Origin of the sequence: Aeromonas sp. LsrichE-8G (assembly GCF_022869435.1) — a bacterium.
Lineage (GTDB): Bacteria > Pseudomonadota > Gammaproteobacteria > Enterobacterales > Aeromonadaceae > Aeromonas > Aeromonas caviae.
This window is the reverse complement of record NZ_JALIHH010000108.1, coordinates 1-19353: the sequence shown is the minus strand read 5'-3', so window position 1 is coordinate 19353 and position 19353 is coordinate 1. Positions and strand designations below refer to the sequence as shown.

General features: G+C 56.3%; 17 protein-coding genes, 1 tRNA gene and 1 pseudogene. All 19 read right to left on the bottom strand.

All coding sequences use genetic code 11. The features are described 5' to 3' along the window. Nucleotides 1-1115: elongation factor Tu (tuf, locus tag MUW49_RS15625; RefSeq protein WP_113978518.1), on the bottom strand; the 1115-nt coding region annotated here is incomplete at its 3' end. 54 nt (nucleotides 1116-1169) lie between these two features. Then, the gene (fusA, locus tag MUW49_RS15620) at nucleotides 1170-3275 is read right to left on the bottom strand and encodes an elongation factor G (RefSeq protein WP_010675948.1); all 2106 of its coding nucleotides are present in this window, start codon (nucleotides 3273-3275) and stop codon (nucleotides 1170-1172) included. Between the two features lie 75 nt (nucleotides 3276-3350). After that, a complete protein-coding gene (gene rpsG / locus MUW49_RS15615) occupies nucleotides 3351-3821 on the bottom strand; it encodes a 30S ribosomal protein S7 (RefSeq protein WP_010675949.1) in 471 nt (156 codons plus the stop codon). 93 nt (nucleotides 3822-3914) lie between these two features. Beyond that, the gene (gene rpsL, locus MUW49_RS15610) at nucleotides 3915-4289 is read right to left on the bottom strand and encodes a 30S ribosomal protein S12 (protein WP_005306278.1); all 375 of its coding nucleotides are present in this window, start codon (nucleotides 4287-4289) and stop codon (nucleotides 3915-3917) included. 181 nt (nucleotides 4290-4470) lie between these two features. Then, nucleotides 4471-4749 (bottom strand): sulfurtransferase complex subunit TusB, encoded by a 279-nt coding sequence (gene tusB, locus MUW49_RS15605; RefSeq protein ID WP_244812938.1) that lies wholly within the window; start codon nucleotides 4747-4749, stop codon nucleotides 4471-4473. 7 nt (nucleotides 4750-4756) lie between these two features. Further along, nucleotides 4757-5113 carry a sulfurtransferase complex subunit TusC gene (gene tusC, locus MUW49_RS15600; protein WP_113978515.1) on the bottom strand — a complete coding sequence of 119 codons (357 nt, stop codon included), beginning with the start codon at nucleotides 5111-5113 and terminating at the stop codon, nucleotides 4757-4759. An 11-nt stretch (nucleotides 5114-5124) separates the two neighbouring features. Further along, on the bottom strand, nucleotides 5125-5517 hold the full coding sequence (gene tusD, locus MUW49_RS15595) for a sulfurtransferase complex subunit TusD (RefSeq protein WP_113978513.1): 393 nt from the start codon (nucleotides 5515-5517) through the stop codon (nucleotides 5125-5127). A gap of 86 nt (nucleotides 5518-5603) precedes the next feature. After that, entirely contained in the window at nucleotides 5604-5984 is a 381-nt protein-coding gene (locus MUW49_RS15590; protein WP_113978511.1) for a RidA family protein, read from the bottom strand. 26 nt (nucleotides 5985-6010) lie between these two features. After that, nucleotides 6011-6727, bottom strand: coding sequence for a transcriptional regulator (locus tag MUW49_RS15585; protein ID WP_010675954.1), 717 nt, complete (start codon nucleotides 6725-6727; stop codon nucleotides 6011-6013). A 197-nt stretch (nucleotides 6728-6924) separates the two neighbouring features. Next, entirely contained in the window at nucleotides 6925-11229 is a 4305-nt protein-coding gene (gene rpoC, locus MUW49_RS15580; RefSeq protein ID WP_010675955.1) for a DNA-directed RNA polymerase subunit beta', read from the bottom strand. A gap of 91 nt (nucleotides 11230-11320) precedes the next feature. After that, nucleotides 11321-15349 carry a DNA-directed RNA polymerase subunit beta gene (gene rpoB, locus MUW49_RS15575; RefSeq protein ID WP_010675956.1) on the bottom strand — a complete coding sequence of 1343 codons (4029 nt, stop codon included), beginning with the start codon at nucleotides 15347-15349 and terminating at the stop codon, nucleotides 11321-11323. A gap of 223 nt (nucleotides 15350-15572) precedes the next feature. Then, nucleotides 15573-15938: a 50S ribosomal protein L7/L12 gene (rplL, locus tag MUW49_RS15570; RefSeq protein WP_010675957.1), complete on the bottom strand. Its 366-nt coding sequence runs from the start codon at nucleotides 15936-15938 to the stop codon at nucleotides 15573-15575. Between the two features lie 51 nt (nucleotides 15939-15989). Beyond that, nucleotides 15990-16490, bottom strand: coding sequence for a 50S ribosomal protein L10 (gene rplJ / locus MUW49_RS15565; RefSeq protein WP_042016252.1), 501 nt, complete (start codon nucleotides 16488-16490; stop codon nucleotides 15990-15992). 256 nt (nucleotides 16491-16746) lie between these two features. Then, a complete protein-coding gene (gene rplA / locus MUW49_RS15560) occupies nucleotides 16747-17448 on the bottom strand; it encodes a 50S ribosomal protein L1 (RefSeq protein ID WP_010675958.1) in 702 nt (233 codons plus the stop codon). 4 nt (nucleotides 17449-17452) lie between these two features. Beyond that, complete coding sequence (gene rplK / locus MUW49_RS15555) at nucleotides 17453-17881, bottom strand: 50S ribosomal protein L11 (protein ID WP_005306313.1); 429 nt, start codon at nucleotides 17879-17881, stop codon at nucleotides 17453-17455. Nucleotides 17882-18015: 134 nt separating this feature from the next. Beyond that, nucleotides 18016-18567, bottom strand: a complete 552-nt coding sequence (gene nusG / locus MUW49_RS15550; protein ID WP_010675959.1) for a transcription termination/antitermination protein NusG — start codon at nucleotides 18565-18567, stop codon at nucleotides 18016-18018. 9 nt (nucleotides 18568-18576) lie between these two features. After that, nucleotides 18577-18948 (bottom strand): preprotein translocase subunit SecE, encoded by a 372-nt coding sequence (gene secE, locus MUW49_RS15545; protein ID WP_010675960.1) that lies wholly within the window; start codon nucleotides 18946-18948, stop codon nucleotides 18577-18579. 60 nt (nucleotides 18949-19008) lie between these two features. Then, nucleotides 19009-19085, bottom strand: a tRNA-Trp gene (locus MUW49_RS15540). Between the two features lie 52 nt (nucleotides 19086-19137). Continuing rightward, nucleotides 19138-19353, bottom strand: a pseudogene (tuf, locus tag MUW49_RS15535) (elongation factor Tu); the annotation flags it as partial.

Genomic DNA, 19353 nt, shown 5'->3' with positions numbered 1-19353 from the left:
CCGTCGTCCATCGCGATCGGGGCAATCAGGGTAACAACCATCTTGATGTTGTCGCCCGGCATTACCATCTCTACGCCTTCCGGCAGTTCGATGGTACCGGTCACGTCGGTAGTACGGAAGTAGAACTGCGGACGGTAGCCCTTGAAGAACGGAGTGTGACGACCACCTTCTTCTTTGGACAGCACGTACACTTCGGATTCGAACTTGGTGTGCGGCTTGATGGTGCCCGGCTTGGCCAGTACCTGACCACGCTCTACGTCTTCACGCTTCACGCCACGCAGCAGTGCGCCAACGTTCTCACCTGCACGACCTTCGTCCAGCAGTTTGCGGAACATTTCAACGCCGGTACAGGTGGTCTTGGTGGTATCTTTGATACCAACGATTTCCACTTCTTCACCAACCTTGACGATACCGCGCTCTACACGACCGGTTACTACGGTACCACGGCCTGCGATGGAGAATACGTCTTCGATAGGCATCAGGAACGGCTGGTCAATCGCACGCTCCGGCTCCGGAATGTAGGTGTCCAGGTGGCCAGCCAGTTCCAGGATCTTCTCTTCCCACTGAGCTTCGCCTTCCAGCGCTTTCAGTGCGGAACCACGGACTACCGGCAGGTCATCACCCGGGAAGTCGTACTCGGACAGCAGTTCGCGAACTTCCATCTCGACCAGTTCCAGCAGCTCTTCGTCATCTACCATGTCGCACTTGTTCATGAACACGATGATGTACGGAACGCCTACCTGACGACCCAGCAGGATGTGCTCACGAGTCTGCGGCATCGGGCCGTCAGTCGCTGCTACTACCAGGATTGCGCCGTCCATCTGGGCAGCACCGGTGATCATGTTTTTAACGTAGTCGGCGTGACCCGGGCAATCTACGTGGGCGTAGTGGCGGGTTGCAGTGTCGTATTCTACGTGGGAGGTGTTGATGGTGATACCACGCTCACGCTCTTCCGGCGCCTTGTCGATCTGGTCGAAGGCGAAAGCTTTACCACCGAAGTGCTTGGCCAGCACGTTGGTGATGGCGGCGGTCAGGGTGGTTTTACCGTGGTCAACGTGGCCGATGGTGCCGACGTTTACGTGCGGTTTATTACGCTCAAATTTTTCTTTAGACACGACGTAGTCCTTCTAGGTTAAACCCGCCTACCGTCGTAGGCGGGGAATCTTAAATTACTTGGATTTGCGCTCTTCGATCACGGCCTGGGCGACGTTGGTCGGGGCATCGTGATACTTGGCGAATTCCATGGCGTAGGAAGCACGACCCTGGGTAGCAGAACGCAGGGAGGTGGCGTAACCGAACATTTCGGCCAGCGGCACCAGCGCACGTACGATCTTGCCGGACGGGCCATCTTCCATGCCTTCGATCAGGCCACGACGACGGTTCAGGTCACCGATCACGTCGCCCATGTAGTCTTCCGGAGTCTCGACTTCGACCTTCATGATCGGTTCGAGCAGTACCGGGTTGGCCTTCATGAAGCCAGCCTTGAACGCCAGAGAAGCAGCGATCTTGAACGCCAGTTCGGAAGAGTCGACATCGTGGTAGGAACCGAAGTGCAGACGCACACCCAGATCCATTACCGGATAGCCTGCCAGCGGGCCGGACTTCAGCTGCTCGCGGATACCCTTGTCAACACCCGGGATGAATTCGCCCGGAATCACGCCACCCTTGATGTCGTTGACGAATTCGTAGGCTTTGCCTTCTTCCAGCGGGTACATGTCGATAACGACGTGACCGTACTGACCACGACCACCGGACTGCTTGGCATGCTTGCCTTCGATGTCTTTGACGGTGTTGCGGATGGTTTCACGGTAGGCAACCTGCGGCTTACCTACGTTGGCTTCTACCTTGAACTCGCGACGCATACGGTCAACGATGATGTCCAGGTGCAGCTCACCCATACCGGCGATGATGGTTTGGCCAGATTCTTCGTCGGTCCATACGCGGAAGGACGGGTCTTCCTGAGCCAGACGGCCCAGAGCCAGGCCCATCTTCTCTTGGTCAGCCTTGGATTTCGGCTCAACGGCGATGGAGATTACCGGTTCCGGGAATTCCATACGCTCCAGGATGATCGGTGCGCTTTCGTCACACAGGGTGTCACCGGTGGTGACGTCCTTCAGGCCGATGGCAGCAGCGATGTCGCCTGCGCGAACTTCTTTGATCTCTTCACGCTTGTTGGCGTGCATCTGAACGATACGGCCGAAACGCTCGCGCTTCTCTTTAACGGAGTTCAGCACGGAGTCACCGGAGTTGACCACACCGGAGTAAACACGGAAGAAGGTCAGGTTGCCCACGAACGGGTCGGTAGCAATCTTGAATGCCAGAGCAGAGAACGGCTCGTCATCGGAAGCGTGACGCTCGTCCTTGGTCTCGCCATCCAGCTTCAGACCGTCGATAGCAGCAACGTCGGTCGGAGCCGGCAGGTACTCGACCACGGCATCCAGCATGGCCTGTACGCCCTTGTTCTTGAACGCGGAGCCACAGGTAACCAGGATGATTTCGTTGTTCAGAACACGCTGACGCAGAGCTTTCTTGATCTCTTCTTCAGTCAGTTCTTCACCACCCAGGTATTTTTCCATCAGGTCTTCAGACGCTTCAGCAGCGGCTTCAACCAAGTTCATGCGCATTTCTTGCGCTTGTTCCAGCAGCTCAGCCGGGACGTCTTCGTAGTCGAAGGATACGCCCTGGTCAGCTTCGCTCCAGTTGATGGCTTTCATCTTGACCAGGTCGATAACGCCCTTGAAGTTCTCTTCGGAACCGATGTTCAGTTGCAGAGGAACCGGGTTACCTTTCAGACGGGTCTTGATGTGCTCAACGCAGCGCAGGAAGTTGGCACCGGTACGGTCCATCTTGTTGACGAACGCGATACGGGGAACCTTGTACTTGTTAGCCTGACGCCATACGGTTTCAGACTGGGGCTGTACGCCACCTACGGCACAGTACACCATCACGGCGCCGTCCAGAACACGCATGGAACGCTCTACTTCGATAGTAAAGTCAACGTGGCCCGGGGTATCGATGATGTTGATACGGTGCGGTTGGAACTGTTTACCCATACCGGACCAGAAAGCGGTGGTCGCGGCGGAGGTGATGGTGATACCACGCTCTTGTTCCTGTTCCATCCAGTCCATGGTGGCGGCGCCATCGTGAACTTCACCGATCTTGTGACTTACACCGGTGTAAAACAGAACGCGCTCGGTAGTAGTAGTCTTACCGGCGTCGATGTGAGCGGAGATACCGATATTACGATAACGCTCAATGGGGGTTGTACGAGCCATTGTCATCCTCTTACTAGGGCGCTTGTCCCCAGATAATTAAAGGTGCGCAGAGTCATAAGACCCTGCGCAAGCGGATTACCAGCGGAAGTGAGCGAAGGCCTTGTTCGCTTCAGCCATACGGTGAACGTCCTCACGTTTCTTGACAGACGAACCCTTATTGTCAGCGGCATCCAGCAGCTCGCCAGCCAAACGCTGAGCCATTGATTTTTCACCACGTTTACGAGCGGCATCAACCAACCAGCGCATTGCCAGAGCATTGCGACGTACCGGACGAACTTCTACCGGCACCTGATAGGTTGCACCACCGACGCGACGAGATTTAACCTCGACCGCCGGACGAATGTTGTCCAGAGCGACTTCGAACAGGGCCAGGTGCTCTTTGCCAGATTTGGTGGCAATGATGTCCAGGGCGCCATAAACGATGGCTTCTGCAACAGATTTCTTACCGTCAACCATTACTACGTTGACAAATTTAGCCAGCAGCTCAGATCCGAACTTGGGATCCGGCAGGATTTTACGCTGACCAACAACACGACGTCTTGGCATTTCAAATTCTCCGTAACTTCAGGGGTTACCCAAAACTAGAAAGTTATCTAACTAGAAACGAATTAACGTTTGGCCTTACTTAACGGAGAACCATTAAGCTTTCGGACGCTTCACGCCGTACTTGGAGCGAGCCTGCTTACGGTCTTTAACACCGGCACAGTCCAACGCACCACGAACGGTGTGATAACGAACACCTGGCAAGTCTTTTACACGACCGCCACGGATCAGAACAACAGAGTGCTCTTGCAGGTTGTGACCTTCACCACCGATGTAGGAGGTGACTTCGAAGCCGTTGGTCAGACGTACACGGCATACTTTACGCAGTGCAGAGTTAGGCTTCTTCGGGGTGGTGGTGTATACACGGGTGCATACGCCACGCTTCTGAGGGCACGCTTCCAGCGCCGGCACGTTGCTTTTCACAACGAGCTTGATGCGTGGCTTGCGAACCAACTGGTTAATAGTTGCCATCAAAAGGCTCCTGATAATGACTTCATAAACGTGTGAAAAATCCTCCCCGCAGATACGGGGACGCGAAATTTTATGCCCTGTTGTCTGGGGAGTCAAGATTTATACAATTTGCACACCGAAATGGCAAATGACAGTCGAATGACATTATGCTAACCAACTGAGATAAAAAGGAAAACAAAGTCTAAACGCCCCAGGTCTGCGGTGATCCGTGCTCGGCGATCAACCTGATCAAACCCGGCATATCGAGTTCCATACCGATCCCGGGTGACAAACCTCTCGCTTGCAGGTCTTCCTTCATGACGTACAGGGGGACGTCTGCCAAGCGCTCGCACCACCCGGGGGCAGCCGCCGCCATCACGGCATCCTGCATCAACACCACCAGATCCCCTTCCATGCGGTAACGCAACGCCAACTCGAGATCCTGGCTCATGAAGGGAGAGTTCAATATCAGCTGTATCACGGGCACCTCAGAAGCAGATGTGGGTGGTGAAACCCGCCCAGCTACGGCGAATTTCCGCAGGAGAGAGCGGAATAACTGGGATTAGCAGATCCGCCGCCGTCAGTCCTCGCTCAGCCAGTGACACCGCACAGACATAGACCTCCTCGATGTCATACAGTTCCAGCATCTTGAAGGTCGGGGCGTAGTGACGCTGCAATATGGCGTGTGGTGCTTGCTCCCTCACCAGTTGCATCACGCCATCCCCCACCAGAAAGAGTGCCAGGGACTCCGTCAATGCAGAGGTGGCCAGCAGAGCATCCAGCCCCTCCCGACCACTCGCCGAGCCATGGGGACCACGCCGTGAGATAAACGCTATTCTGGTCATCTTGTCCCCCTCTAGAACTGAATGAAGCGGTCAGCGGTCAGTGCGGCTTCCGCCAACTGGCCTAGCCCGCTCAGGCAGAATGGCGCTTCCAGATTGAAATGCTCCCGCCCCATTCCCTTGGCCTCCTGCTCATCCAGCACGCCACGGCGCATGGCCGCTGCCACACACACATCGATGCGGATACCCTGCTGAGTGGCCAACTCGCGCCACAACGCCACTAGGTCGGTCTCATCGCTGGCTGGCGCATGGAGGCCATTGGCATTGCACACCCCCTCCTGATAGAAGAAGAGGTGGGACAAGCGGTGTCCCTGCTCGACCAGACTAAGGGCAAAACGATAGGCCGTGCTGGCCGTCTGGGTGCCATAGGCGGGCCCGGTGACCAGCAGAGCAAAATTCAGACTCATGATCGCACTCCTGCACAGCGGTGCATCCATTCTACCTCACAGACGCAAAAGCCCCTCCTGGGAGGGGCTTTTCCAATGAAACAGGCTCAGACGTAGGCGATGGCTTCGACTTCGACCAGCACATCCTTGGGCAGACGAGCGACCTCCACGCAGGAACGTGCCGGAGCGGATTCGCCAAAGTAGCGGGCATACACCTGGTTGAAGGCCACGAAGTTGTTCATGTCACTCAGGAAGCAGGTGGTCTTCAGCACCTTGCTGGTATCGACCCCTGCGGCTTTCAAGACTGCGACCAGATTCTTCATCACCTGCTCTGCCTGAGCCTCGATGCCACCGGCAACGATGTCCATGGTGGCCGGATCGAGCGGGATCTGCCCGGAGGTAAAGACCAGCTCACCCAACTTGGTAGCCTGGACATAAGGGCCAATTGCGGCAGGCGCCTTGTCGGTTGCAATCACTTCTTTAGCCATTGTTATCTATCCCCTATCTATGGCGCTTACTCGCTCTCTTCTTCACCCTGCTTGCGCTGTCGGATGTAGAGATACACGGTATGTTTGGAAATATTCAGCTTGTCGGCGACCAGGTTGATCGAGTCCTTGATATCAAATATGCCCTTCTCGAACAACTGGGTCACGATAAAACGGTTCTTGGCATTGTTGGCCACGGAGGGATCACGATTGATCTCGTCGATGGTGTTGTCCACCGTCTGGGCAACCAGCTCTTCGACGCTGTTGGCGAAGGTCTCCGGTGATTGCCGCTCCACCTGCTGTGGTGTCGGGAAGAATTCGGCCACGAACTCGTGGAAAGGCGCATTGATGTGCAGGTTGATGCAGATAAGGCCGATCACCTGCTTGTCGCGGTTACGGATGGCGATGGTGCTCGACTTCATCAAGGCACCGGTCCGACTGCGGGCAAAATAACTCTGGGTGTGATCCTGACCCGTGCTCTCGATGTCCTTGAGCATCCGCAGGGCGAGATCGGTGATCGGCGCCCCCAGAGTTCGACCCGTATTGAAACCATTCGCGATTTGGATCACGGACTCATGCAGATTTTCCAGGGAGTGGAGCACCACCTCGCAGTGCTTGCCGAACAGATCGGCCAGGCCTTCGATAAGGCCCCCATATGAACGCAACAGCTCCCTGTCTTCGTCTGTAAAAGCGCGACCGCTCAGTTGCTCTTCGGGAAGCAGTACTTCCTCGATACCGACAGCCATGTTCTACCCCTGTAATACCCATTCAACTTTCCCGAGTTTTCAGTTGCGACGGGGCAATGTCAACTTTTTTTGATTTTTTGCTCTATAACCTTGCACTGGATCATCCCCCTGCCCCAGCCAGGTGCAGCCAGGCAACCGGCTCCGGAATGAAAAAAGGGCCCCTAGAAGGGGCCCTTTTCGATCACTGCAGCGGAAGATTACTCTTCGTCAAAACTGCCGGCTGCGTTGAGCAGATCCGCCAGGTTTTGCTGAGCTTCATCGGCAGTCACCTGCGGCACACCGACAGCACGGGCTGCGGCGGCACGCTGGTTGATGCGGCTGTGATGGTAGGCAAAGCCGGTACCAGCCGGGATCAGACGACCCACGATCACGTTCTCTTTCAGGCCGCGCAGTTCATCACGCTTGCCACCAACAGCTGCTTCGGTCAGCACGCGGGTGGTCTCCTGGAAGGAAGCTGCGGAGATGAAGGACTCAGTGCTCAGAGATGCCTTGGTAATACCCATCAGGATATGACGGTAGGTAGCCGGGGTTTTCCCTTCGGCAACCAGTTTACGGTTGGCAATCTTCACACGGGCCACTTCAACCTGCTCACCTTCGATCAGGTCGGTGTCGCCAGCGCTCAGGATCTCGCACTTGCGCAGCATCTGACGCACGATGACTTCGATGTGCTTGTCGTTGATCTTAACGCCTTGCAGACGGTAAACGTCCTGCACTTCGTTGGCGATGTAGTTGGCGACCGGGCTGATACCGCGCAGACGCAGGATGTCATGAGCAGACTCGGGACCGTCCGCCAGCACTTCACCCTTCTCAACTTTTTCACCTTCGAACACGTTGAGGTGACGCCATTTCGGAATCATCTCTTCATAGATCTCGCCACCATCGGTCGGGGTGATGACCAGACGACGTTTGCCCTTGGTCTCTTTCCCGAAGGAGATGGTACCGGAGATCTCGGCCAGGATGGCCGGCTCTTTCGGCTGACGTGCTTCGAACAGATCCGCAACGCGCGGCAGACCACCGGTGATGTCCTTGGTACCGCTGGACTCTTGCGGGATACGCGCAACCGCATCACCCACGCCCACGTTGGCACCATCTTCCAGGTTCACGATCGCCTTGCCCGGCAGGAAGTACTGGGCGGGAACGTCGGTGCCCGGGATCATCACATCCTTGCCGTTCAGATCGACCAGTTTCACGGTCGGACGCATCTCTTTACCGGCGCTCGGACGCTCGTTGACATCCAGCACGACGATGGAAGAGAGACCTGTCAGCTCGTCGGTCTGACGAGTGATGGTCACACCGTCGATCATGTGTTCGAAGTGCAGGCGACCCGCCACTTCGGTGATGATCGGGTGGGTGTGCGGGTCCCAGTTCGCGACGGTATCACCGGCGTTCACCGCTTCGCCATCCTTCACTTCCAGCACGGAACCGTAAGGCAGCTTGTGGCTTTCCTTGGTACGGCCCATCTCGTCCATGATGGTCAGCTCGGTAGAACGGGAGGTGATAACCAGCTTGTCAGAGTTGTTCAGAACGAACTTGGCGTTCTGCAACTTGATGCTACCGGTGTTCTTCACCTGGATGCTGCTCTCGGCAGCCGCTCGGGACGCTGCACCACCGATGTGGAAGGTACGCATCGTCAGCTGGGTACCCGGTTCACCGATGGACTGGGCGGCGATAACACCGACAGCCTCACCCTTGTTAACCAGGTGACCACGGGCCAGATCACGGCCGTAGCAGTGAGCACAGTTACCGAAGTCGGTCTCACAGGTGATGGCAGAACGCACCTTCACGCGGTCGACGGAGTTGCGCTCCAGCAGGTCACACAGCTGCTCGTCGAGCAGGGTGTTGCGCGCTACCAGCACTTCATCCTCGGTACCCGGCTTGATCACGTCTTCGGCCACCACACGACCCAGCACGCGCTCACGCAGCGGCTCGACCACGTCGCCACCCTCGATCAGCGGAGTCATCCACAGACCGTCGGTAGTGCCGCAATCGTCCTCGGTGATCACCATGTCCTGGGCCACGTCAACCAGACGACGGGTCAGGTAACCGGAGTTCGCTGTCTTCAGTGCGGTATCCGCCAGACCTTTACGAGCACCGTGAGTGGAGATGAAGTACTGCAGTACGTTCAGACCTTCACGGAAGTTCGCCACGATCGGCGTTTCGATGATGGAGCCATCCGGCTTCGCCATCAGGCCACGCATACCGGCCAGCTGACGGATCTGGGCGGCGGAGCCCCGCGCACCAGAGTCGGCCATCATGAAGATGCTGTTGAAGGAGGCTTGCTCTTCCTCATCGCCCAGGGAGTTGACGTTACGCTCCTTGGAAAGGTTGTCCATCATGGCCTTGGAGACGCGATCGTTCGCGCTGGCCCAGATATCGATAACCTTGTTGTAACGTTCGCCCGCGGTCACCAGACCGGACAGGAACTGGTCCTGGATCTCGGCGACTTCGGCTTCTGCAGCAGCGATGATGTCTTTCTTGGCATCCGGGATGACCATGTCATCGATACCAACAGAGGCACCGGACAGGGCCGCGTAGTGGAAACCGGTATACATCAGCTGGTCAGCAAAGATGACGGTATCCTTCAGGCCCTGCTTGCGATAGCAGGTGTTCAGCAGACGGGAGATGAGCTTTTTGCCCAGCGCCTTGTTGGAGACGCACTTGATCCAGTTCTGCGGGTTGGCGTCCAGGTCAGCCTGCTCTGCAGCAGTCAGTACCTTGGGCTCGTCAATCAGCGCGTACTCCATGCCTTTGGGCAGGATCAGGCTCAGGATCGCACGACCAACGGTGGTGTTCTTCATCTCGGTCTTGGCAACCAGCTCACCGGCTTCGTTCTTCACGTACTCGGTGATGCGGCACTTGACGCGAGCATGCAGGTCGGCCAGACCGGCACGGTAGACCTTCTCGGCCTCTTTCGGACCGGACAGCACCATACCTTCGCCCTTGGCGTTGATACGGGCACGGGTCATGTAGTACAGACCCAAGACCACGTCCTGGGAAGGAACGATGATCGGCTCACCGGAGGCAGGCGACAGGATGTTGTTGGTGGACATCATCAGGGCGCGCGCTTCCAGCTGGGCTTCCAGGGTCAGCGGTACGTGGACCGCCATCTGGTCACCGTCGAAGTCCGCGTTATAGGCGGCACAGACGAGCGGGTGCAGCTGGATGGCCTTGCCTTCGATCAGGGTCGGTTCAAACGCCTGGATACCCAGACGGTGCAGGGTCGGCGCACGGTTCAGCAGAACCGGGTGTTCGCGGATCACTTCGTCCAGGATGTCCCAAACGACGGCTTCCTCGCGCTCCACCATCTTCTTGGCGGCCTTGATGGTGGTCGCCAGACCGCGGGATTCCAGCTTGCCGTAGATGAAGGGCTTGAACAGCTCAAGTGCCATCTTCTTCGGCAGACCGCATTGATGCAGACGCAGGGTCGGACCTACGGTGATAACGGAACGACCAGAGTAGTCGACACGCTTACCCAGCAGGTTCTGACGGAAACGACCTTGCTTACCCTTGATCATGTCGGCCAGGGATTTCAGCGGGCGCTTGTTGGAACCGGTGATGGCACGACCACGACGGCCGTTGTCCAGCAGGGCATCCACGGACTCTTGCAGCATGCGCTTTTCGTTGCGCACGATGATGTCCGGCGCAGCCAGATCCAGCAGACGCTTCAAGCGGTTGTTACGGTTGATCACGCGACGGTACAGATCGTTCAGATCGGAGGTCGCGAAACGACCGCCGTCCAGCGGTACCAGCGGACGCAGGTCCGGCGGCAGCACGGGCAGCACTGTCATGATCATCCACTCCGGCTTGTTGCCGGATTGCAGGAAGGCTTCCATCAGCTTCAGACGCTTGGTGGTCTTCTTGCGCTTGGTCTCGGAGTTGGTCTGATCCAGCTCCTCACGCATGGCTTTGACTTCGCCTTCCAGATCGATGGCGCGCAGCAGAGCCAGAATGGCCTCGGCACCCATCTTGGCGTCGAATTCGTCGCCCCACTCTTCCAGTGCGTCCAGATAGTTCTCTTCGGAGAGCATCTGGCTGCGCTCGAGGTTGGTCATGCCGGGTTCGATCACTACATAGGATTCGAAATACAGCACGCGCTCGATGTCACGCAGGGTCATGTCCAGCAGCAGACCGATACGGGACGGCAGGGACTTCAGGAACCAGATGTGGGCAGTCGGGCTGGCCAGCTCGATGTGGCCCATGCGCTCACGACGGACCTTGGTCTGGGTCACTTCTACACCGCACTTCTCGCAGATCACACCACGGTGTTTCAGGCGCTTGTACTTGCCGCACAGACACTCGTAGTCCTTCACCGGTCCGAAGATACGGGCGCAGAACAGACCATCACGCTCCGGCTTGAAAGTCCGGTAGTTGATGGTCTCAGGCTTTTTGACCTCACCGAATGACCAGGAGCGGATCATGTCAGGAGAGGCCAGACCGATCTTGATACTGTCAAACTCTTCGGTCTTGGTCTGAGCCTTCAAAAACTTGAGTAAGTCTTTCACGTGTTTCCCCTGTCAGGAGTCTAACCTCGGCGCCCCGGCTGCCGAAACAGCGGGGCGCCCACGTCAATTCTCGAACAATAAGAGCGAGCTCTTACTCTTCGTCCAGCTCGATGTTGATACCCAGAGAGCGGATTTCCTTCAGCAATACGTTGAAGGATTCGGGCATGCCCGGCTCCATACGGTGGTCGCCATCCACGATGTTCTTGTACATCTTGGTACGGCCGTTCACATCGTCAGACTTGACGGTCAGCATTTCCTGCAGGGTATATGCCGCACCGTAAGCCTCCAGGGCCCACACTTCCATCTCACCGAACCGCTGACCACCGAACTGCGCCTTACCACCCAGCGGCTGCTGGGTAACCAGGCTGTAGGAACCGGTAGAACGCGCGTGCATTTTGTCGTCTACCAGGTGGTTCAGCTTCAGCATGTACATGTAACCCACGGTGACCTTGCGCTCGAAGGCGTTACCGGTACGACCGTCGAACAGGGAGATCTGACCGGATTCCGGCAGATCGGCCAGCTTCAGCAAGGCTTTGATTTCGCGCTCTTTGGCACCATCAAAGACAGGTGTAGCCACCGGCAGACCCTTACGCAGGTTACCCACCAGGGTACGCACGTCGTCGTCAGACAGTTCGGCAATGTTCACTTGCTGGGAGTCCTTCTCGCCCAGGTCATAGACCTGTTGCAGGAACTCGCGCATCTCGTGCAGCTCGCGCTGTTCTTTGATCATGCGGTCGATCTTCTCGCCGATGCCCTTGGCCGCGAGGCCCAGGTGCACTTCGAGGATCTGACCGATGTTCATACGAGACGGTACACCCAGCGGGTTCAGTACGATGTCGACCGGACGACCGTACTCGTCATGGGGCATATCCTCGACCGGACAGATCTTGGAGATAACACCCTTGTTACCGTGACGGCCCGCCATCTTGTCACCCGGCTGGATGCGACGCTTGACGGCCAGATAGACCTTGACGATCTTCAGTACGCCCGGCGCCAGGTCATCGCCCTGGATGATCTTGCGACGCTTGTTCTCGAATTTCTTGTCGAACTCGGCCTTCAGCTCAACGTGCTGTTCAGCGATCTGCTCCAGCTCGATTTGCTTGGCTTCATCTTCGATGGCCAGCTCAAACCACTTGGAACGATCGAGCTTGTTCAGACGATCTTCGCTGTAACCGGCGGCCAGCAGCAGGTTGCGGGAACGGCCGAAAATGCCGTCTTCCAGGATCTTGAACTCTTCGGTCAAGTCCTTCTTCGCTTCCTTCAACTGCATCTCTTCGATTTCTTTGGCGCGCTTGTCTTTTTCCACGCCATCGCGGGTAAAGACCTGCACGTCAACCACGGTACCGTACACACCGTTCGGTACACGCAGGGAGGAGTCCTTCACGTCGGACGCCTTCTCACCGAAGATGGCGCGCAGCAGCTTCTCTTCCGGGGTCAGCTGGGTTTCACCTTTCGGAGTCACCTTGCCGACCAGGATATCGCCGCCCTTCACTTCCGCACCCACGTAGACGATGCCGGACTCGTCCAGCTTGGACAGAGCGGCTTCACCCACGTTCGGGATGTCAGCAGTGATCTCTTCCGGACCCAGCTTGGTGTCACGGGAGATACAGGCCAGTTCCTGGATGTGAATGGTGGTCAGGCGATCTTCCTGAACAACACGCTCGTTCACCAGGATCGAGTCTTCGAAGTTGTAACCGTTCCACGGCATGAACGCGACGCGCAGGTTCTGACCCAACGCAAGTTCACCGAGATCGGTGGACGGGCCGTCTGCCAGTACATCGCCCGCCATCACCGGCTCGCCCAACATCACGCACGGACGCTGGTTGATACAGGTGTTCTGGTTGGAACGGGTGTATTTGGTCAGGCTGTAGATGTCGATGCCGGCTTCGCCAGGCAGCAGCTCATCTTCGTTGACCTTGATAACGATACGGGAGGCATCGACATAGTCGATCATACCGCCACGCTTGGCCACTACGGTCACACCGGAGTCAACGGCCACTGCGCGTTCCATACCGGTACCTACCAGCGGCTTGTCAGCGCGCAGGGTCGGTACAGCCTGACGTTGCATGTTTGAACCCATCAATGCGCGGTTCGCGTCATCGTGTTCCAGGAACGGGATCAGGGCCGCTGCCACAGAGACGATCTGTTGCGGGCTCACGTCCATGTACTGGATCTGGTCGGCGTTCATAAAGGTGGATTCACCTTTGTGACGGCACGGGATCAATTCATCTTTCAGACGGCCATCTTCGGTGGTCGCGGCGTTGGCCTGTGCGATCACGTACTTGCCTTCTTCAATCGCAGACAGGTAATCCACTTCGTCGGTGATCACACCGTCGATCACCTTGCGGTACGGGGTCTCGAGGAAACCGTACTCGTTGGTGCGGGAATACACGGACAGCGAGTTGATCAGACCGATGTTCGGACCTTCCGGCGTTTCGATGGGGCACAGACGACCGTAGTGGGTCGGGTGTACGTCTCGAACTTCAAAGCCGGCACGCTCACGGGTCAGACCGCCCGGGCCCAGTGCGGAGATACGGCGCTTGTGGGTCACTTCGGACAGCGGGTTGTTCTGGTCCATGAACTGGGACAGCTGGCTGGAACCAAAGAACTCTTTGACCGCGGCGGAGATCGGCTTGGCGTTGATCAGATCCTGCGGCATCAAGGTGTCCAGATCGCCCAGAGACAGGCGCTCCTTCACCGCACGCTCGACACGGACCAGACCGACACGGAACTGGTTCTCGGCCATTTCACCGACGGAACGAATACGACGGTTACCAAGGTGGTCGATATCGTCCACTTCGTCGTTACCGTTACGGATGTCGATCAGGCGCTTCATGACCTCGACGATATCGTCCTTGGTCAGCACGCCAACGCCAGTCTCGTCTTCACGACCCAAACGGCGGTTGAACTTCATCCGACCTACGGTAGACAGGTCGTAACGCTCGGAAGAGAAGAACAGGTTCTCGAACAGCTGCTCGGCCGCTTCGCGAGTGGGCGGCTCGCCCGGACGCATCATGCGATAGATCTCGACCAGGGCTTCCAGGCGGCTGGAGCTGGAGTCGATACGCAGGGTCTCGGACATGTAGGCACCGTGATCCAGTTCGTTGGTGAACAGAACCTCGAAGTGCTTGAAGCCGGCTTGGGACAGGTTGGCAACCGCTTCCAGGCTCAGCGCCTGGTTGGCAGTGACAACCATCTCACCAGTCTGCGGGTGCGCGTAGTTCTTGGCTGCAACTTTGCCAACAACATACTCTACCGGCACCTCGATCTGGGTGATGCCGTCTTTTTCCAGCTGACGGATGTGACGGGCAGTGACACGACGACCGGTCTCGACCACCACAGCGCCATTGGCAATGATGTCGAAGGTCGCGGTCTCGCCACGCAGGCGCTCGGGCACCAGATCCATCATCAACTTGCCATCCTTGACTTCGAAACCGATGGTCTCGAAGAAGGTGGCCAGGATTTCTTCGGAACTGAAGTCCAGGGCGCGCAGAATAATGGAGGCCGGCAGTTTACGACGACGGTCGATACGGACAAACAGGTTGTCTTTCGCATCGAACTCGAAGTCCAGCCAGGAGCCACGGTAGGGGATAACGCGAGCGTTATAAAGCACCTTACCGGATGAATGTGTTTTGCCTTTATCGTGGTCGAAGAAGACGCCCGGGCTGCGGTGCAGCTGGGAGACGATGACCCGTTCGGTACCATTGATGACAAAGGTGCCGTTCTCGGTCATGAGCGGAATTTCGCCCATGTATACTTCTTGTTCCTTGATATCTTTGACGGTGCCGGCAGCTGCTTCACGGTCGTACAGAACCATACGAAGCTTGACACGCAGCGGCGCGGAGTAGGTCACTCCACGGATCTGGCATTCTTTTACGTCAAATACCGGCTCACCCAGGCGATAGCTGACATACTGAAGCTCAGCACTACCGGAGTAACTGGTGATCGGGAAAACGCTACGGAAGGCGGCTTCTAGGCCGTACTCACCTTCCGGGTCAGCCTCGATGAACTGCTTGAAGGAGTCCAGCTGAATGGACAACAGATAAGGCGTGTCCAGTACCTGGTCTCGCTTACCGAAGTCCTTACGTATGCGTTTTTTTTCGGTATAAGAGTAAACCATAGGGTTCCTCAGCTCGCTGATAAGTGACCCACTCTGTCCCCACGGGACAGCTCTGTCTCAACACCGTTTTGTGTTGGCCCGGACGATGAGGCGGTCCGGATTGCTGGTGCACCGAGAGTCGTGAACGGTGTGAAATACTCTCAGTCTACAGCGCAAAAAGGCTGGTGAATAAAGATTCACCAGCCTTAGCCTGTTTTATCAGGCTAATCTACATAAATGCAGATTATTTGATCTCAACAGAAGCACCGGCAGCTTCCAGCTCTTTCTTCAGAGCTTCAGCTTCGTCCTTGGACACGGCTTCTTTCAGATTGGTCGGAGCAGCTTCTACCAGGTCCTTGGCTTCTTTCAGGCCCAGACCGGTAGCGCCACGAACGGCCTTGATGACGGCAACTTTGTTGGCGCCAGCAGCAGTCAGAACTACGTCGAACTCGGTCTTCTCTTCTACTGCTTCAGCAGCAGCCGGGCCAGCCATGACGGCAGCAGCGGCAGAAACACCGAACTTCTCTTCCATAGCTTCGATCAGCTCAACAACTTCCATTACGGACATGGAAGCAACGGCTTCGATGATTTGGTCTTTAGTGATAGACATGACAAAAATTCCTGATGTTGAATAAACTCAAACAGCCTAGATAGGCGAGAATCAAGCAGCAGCTTGTTTCTGGTCGCGAACAGCAGCGATAGTACGAACCAGCTTGCCAGCAGAGGCTTCCTTCATGGTAGCCATCAACTTCGCAATTGCTTCTTCGTAAGTCGGCAGCGTGGCCAGACGATCAATTTGTGCTGCGGCGATAAACTCACCGTTAAAAGCGCCAGCCTTGATTTCGAACTTTTGGTTCGCTTTGGCAAACTCTTTGAACAGACGAGCGGCAGCGCCCGGGTGTTCGTTAGAGAAAGCAATCAAGGTAGGACCGGTAAATGCGTCGTTCAGGCACTCGTATTCGGTACCTTCTACCGCGCGACGCAGCAGGGTGTTACGCACAACGCGCATGTACACACCAGCTTCACGAGCGGTCTTACGCAGGACGGTCATCTTCTCTACAGTGACGCCGCGAGAATCGGCTACAACTGCAGAAAGAGCGCCTTTGGCAGCTTCGTTGACTTCAGCAACAATTGCCTTTTTGTCTTCGAGTCCCAATGCCATTGGCTTAACTCCTGGATTGAATCCGGGTCTGTTGACCCAGTACTGACACATCCCCCCTACCTTTACAACAGAGGGGAACGATGCGGTAGCAGGATTCCAGAAGAGAAAGAATCTTTCTCGCTGGGTTTCCGGCACCGTCTACGCAGGAAGAATTAAGGCTTTGCGGCCTCCTGCGGTCTTGGACGGAGGTCGAAACCCCCAACCAATCAAGGCGCAAAATTATAGATTAAATTTTGCGCCTTGTAAAACCCATCAATTAGGCCTGAGCTTCCAGGGAAGCTTGGTCTACGGCAACACCGGCACCCATGGTGGTGGAGATGCTGACTTTCTTGATGAATACACCCTTGGCGGAGGACGGCTTGGCCTTCTTCAAGGCAACCAGCAGCGCTTCCAGGTTTTCTTTCAGCTGAACTTCGTTGAAAGAGACCTTGCCCAGAGTTGTATGAATGATACCGTTCTTATCGTTACGGTAACGAACCTGACCAGCCTTGGCGTTCTTGACGGCTTCGGCTACGTTCGGAGTGACGGTACCCACTTTCGGGTTCGGCATCAGACCGCGCGGGCCCAGGATTTGACCCAGTTGACCAACAACACGCATGGCATCCGGGGATGCGATGACGACGTCGAAGTTCATCTCGCCTTTCTTGACCAGCTCGGCCAGGTCGTCCATACCAACCAGTTCAGCACCGGCAGCCTTGGCGGCTTCGGCATTGGCACCCTGGGTGAACACGGCGACACGGATGTCACGACCGGTACCGTGCGGCAGTACAGTTGCACCACGTACGTTCTGGTCGGATTTACGAGCATCGATACCCAGGTTAACGGCAACGTCAACGCTTTCAACGAACTTGGCGGTAGCCAGTTCTTTCAGCAGGGCAATGGCTTCGTTGATGGAGTACTCTTTGGTACCGTCAACTTTTTCGCGAATAACGCGCATACGCTTGGACAGTTTAGCCATTGTCTTACTCCTCCACTACCAGGCCCATGGAACGAGCGGAACCGGCGATGCAACGTACTTTTGCATCCAGATCGGCACCAGTCATATCCGGCTCTTTGGTCTTGGCGATTTCTTGCAGCTGAGCCACAGTCACCTTACCAACCTTGTCTTTGTTCGGCTTGGCGGAACCAGACTGGATACCAGCGGCTTTCTTCAGCAGGAAGGAAGCGGGCGGAGTCTTGGTTTCGAAGGTGAAGGAACGGTCGCTGTAAACGGTGATCACGACCGGAGTCGGAGAACCTTTTTCCAGCTTTTCTGTACGGGCGTTGAATGCCTTACAGAATTCCATGATGTTCACACCGTGCTGACCCAGAGCAGGACCAACGGGAGGGCTGGGGTTAGCACTGCCAGCCTTAACTTGCAGCTTGATATAAGCTGTGACTTTCTTAGCCATTACAAAAATACCTCAAAAATGGGTTCTAACGCCTCGGAGACATGCTCCTGCAAACGGCTCCCCAACAAATAAAGGGGCAGCGAATTATAGAGATAATCGCTGCCCCTGACAACCGTTAAACGTACAGAGATTAATCAGCCTTTTTCGACCTGACCAAAATCCAGTTCTACCGGCGTTGAGCGGCCGAAGATCAGTACGGAGACCTTCACGCGGCTCTTTTCGTAGTCCACTTCTTCAACGGTACCGTTGAAGTCGGCGAACGGACCATCGGCAACCCGGACCATCTCACCCGGTTCAAACAGGGTTTTCGGACGCGGCTTGTCGTGGGCATCTTGCAGACGATTGAGGATGGCATCAGCTTCCTTATCGGAGATAGGAGCAGGGCGATCGGAGGTACCGCCGATGAAACCCATTACACGTGGTACATTGCGTACCAGGTGCCATGTGGTTTCATCCATCACCATCTGGACCAGGACGTATCCCGGGAAAAATTTGCGCTCACTCTTGCGCTTCTGGCCAGCACGCATCTCGACCACTTCTTCGGTCGGGACCAGCACTTCACCAAACAGCTCTTCCATGCCATGCATCTTGATATGTTCACGCAGGGATTTGGCAACACGGCCTTCGTAGCCGGAAAATGCCTGCACGACATACCATCTCATACGCTGTTCACGTTGTTCAGTCATGGCTTATCCTTACACACCGGTAATCAGGTTGACCAACCAGACCAAGGCGCCGTCCAACACGAACAGCAGCAGCCCCATCACGGCAGTCACCGCCAGCACAATCAGGGTTGTCTGAATGGCTTCCTGACGGGTCGGCCATACGACCTTGCGGACTTCCAGGCGAGACTCACGGGCAAACGCCAGCGTTGCCTTGCCCTTGGTGGTTTGCAGGGCCACTGCACCGGCAGCGGCGATGACAACGACCACACCCAGGGCGCGGACGGCAGCAATAACGTCGCTCAGCAGGTAATTGCCCACTACAGCGGCCGCCAGGATGATGAAAACCAGGCCCCAAAGCAGGGTATCCTTGCTTCCGCCCTGACCCTCAGAACTAACACTCATACAACCCACCTGTATCTGACGTAACCAAAGACACAAAAGCCCCGTACGAGACGAGGTATATGGCAGGGGCGGCAGGACTCGAACCCGCAACCATCGGTTTTGGAGACCGCTGTTCTACCAATTCGAACTACGCCCCTGCATAAGAAAGCCCCTATTATAGGGGCTTTGCTTTATTTATGTAAGCCAAGATTAAGCGATAACTTTGGCTACAACACCAGCACCTACGGTACGGCCACCTTCACGGATGGCGAAACGCAGGCCGTCGTCCATCGCGATCGGGGCAATCAGGGTAACAACCATCTTGATGTTGTCGCCCGGCATTACCATCTCTACGCCTTCCGGCAGTTCGATGGTACCGGTCACGTCGGTAGTACGGAAGTAGAACTGCGGACGGTAGCCCTTGAA

What these genes read in the sequence shown, in the direction of transcription:
- fusA (WP_010675948.1), bottom strand. Translation starts at nt 3,275, where the DNA reads ATGGCTCGTACAACCCCCATTGAGCGTTATCGTAATATCGGTATCTCC.
- rpsG (WP_010675949.1), bottom strand. Translation starts at nt 3,821, where the DNA reads ATGCCAAGACGTCGTGTTGTTGGTCAGCGTAAAATCCTGCCGGATCCC.
- rpsL (WP_005306278.1), bottom strand. Translation starts at nt 4,289, where the DNA reads ATGGCAACTATTAACCAGTTGGTTCGCAAGCCACGCATCAAGCTCGTT.
- tusC (WP_113978515.1), bottom strand. Translation starts at nt 5,113, where the DNA reads ATGACCAGAATAGCGTTTATCTCACGGCGTGGTCCCCATGGCTCGGCG.
- tusD (WP_113978513.1), bottom strand. Translation starts at nt 5,517, where the DNA reads ATGAGTCTGAATTTTGCTCTGCTGGTCACCGGGCCCGCCTATGGCACC.
- MUW49_RS15590 (WP_113978511.1), bottom strand. Translation starts at nt 5,984, where the DNA reads ATGGCTAAAGAAGTGATTGCAACCGACAAGGCGCCTGCCGCAATTGGC.
- MUW49_RS15585 (WP_010675954.1), bottom strand. Translation starts at nt 6,727, where the DNA reads ATGGCTGTCGGTATCGAGGAAGTACTGCTTCCCGAAGAGCAACTGAGC.
- rpoB (WP_010675956.1), bottom strand. Translation starts at nt 15,349, where the DNA reads ATGGTTTACTCTTATACCGAAAAAAAACGCATACGTAAGGACTTCGGT.
- rplL (WP_010675957.1), bottom strand. Translation starts at nt 15,938, where the DNA reads ATGTCTATCACTAAAGACCAAATCATCGAAGCCGTTGCTTCCATGTCC.
- rplJ (WP_042016252.1), bottom strand. Translation starts at nt 16,490, where the DNA reads ATGGCATTGGGACTCGAAGACAAAAAGGCAATTGTTGCTGAAGTCAAC.
- rplA (WP_010675958.1), bottom strand. Translation starts at nt 17,448, where the DNA reads ATGGCTAAACTGTCCAAGCGTATGCGCGTTATTCGCGAAAAAGTTGAC.
- rplK (WP_005306313.1), bottom strand. Translation starts at nt 17,881, where the DNA reads ATGGCTAAGAAAGTCACAGCTTATATCAAGCTGCAAGTTAAGGCTGGC.
- nusG (WP_010675959.1), bottom strand. Translation starts at nt 18,567, where the DNA reads ATGACTGAACAACGTGAACAGCGTATGAGATGGTATGTCGTGCAGGCA.
- secE (WP_010675960.1), bottom strand. Translation starts at nt 18,948, where the DNA reads ATGAGTGTTAGTTCTGAGGGTCAGGGCGGAAGCAAGGATACCCTGCTT.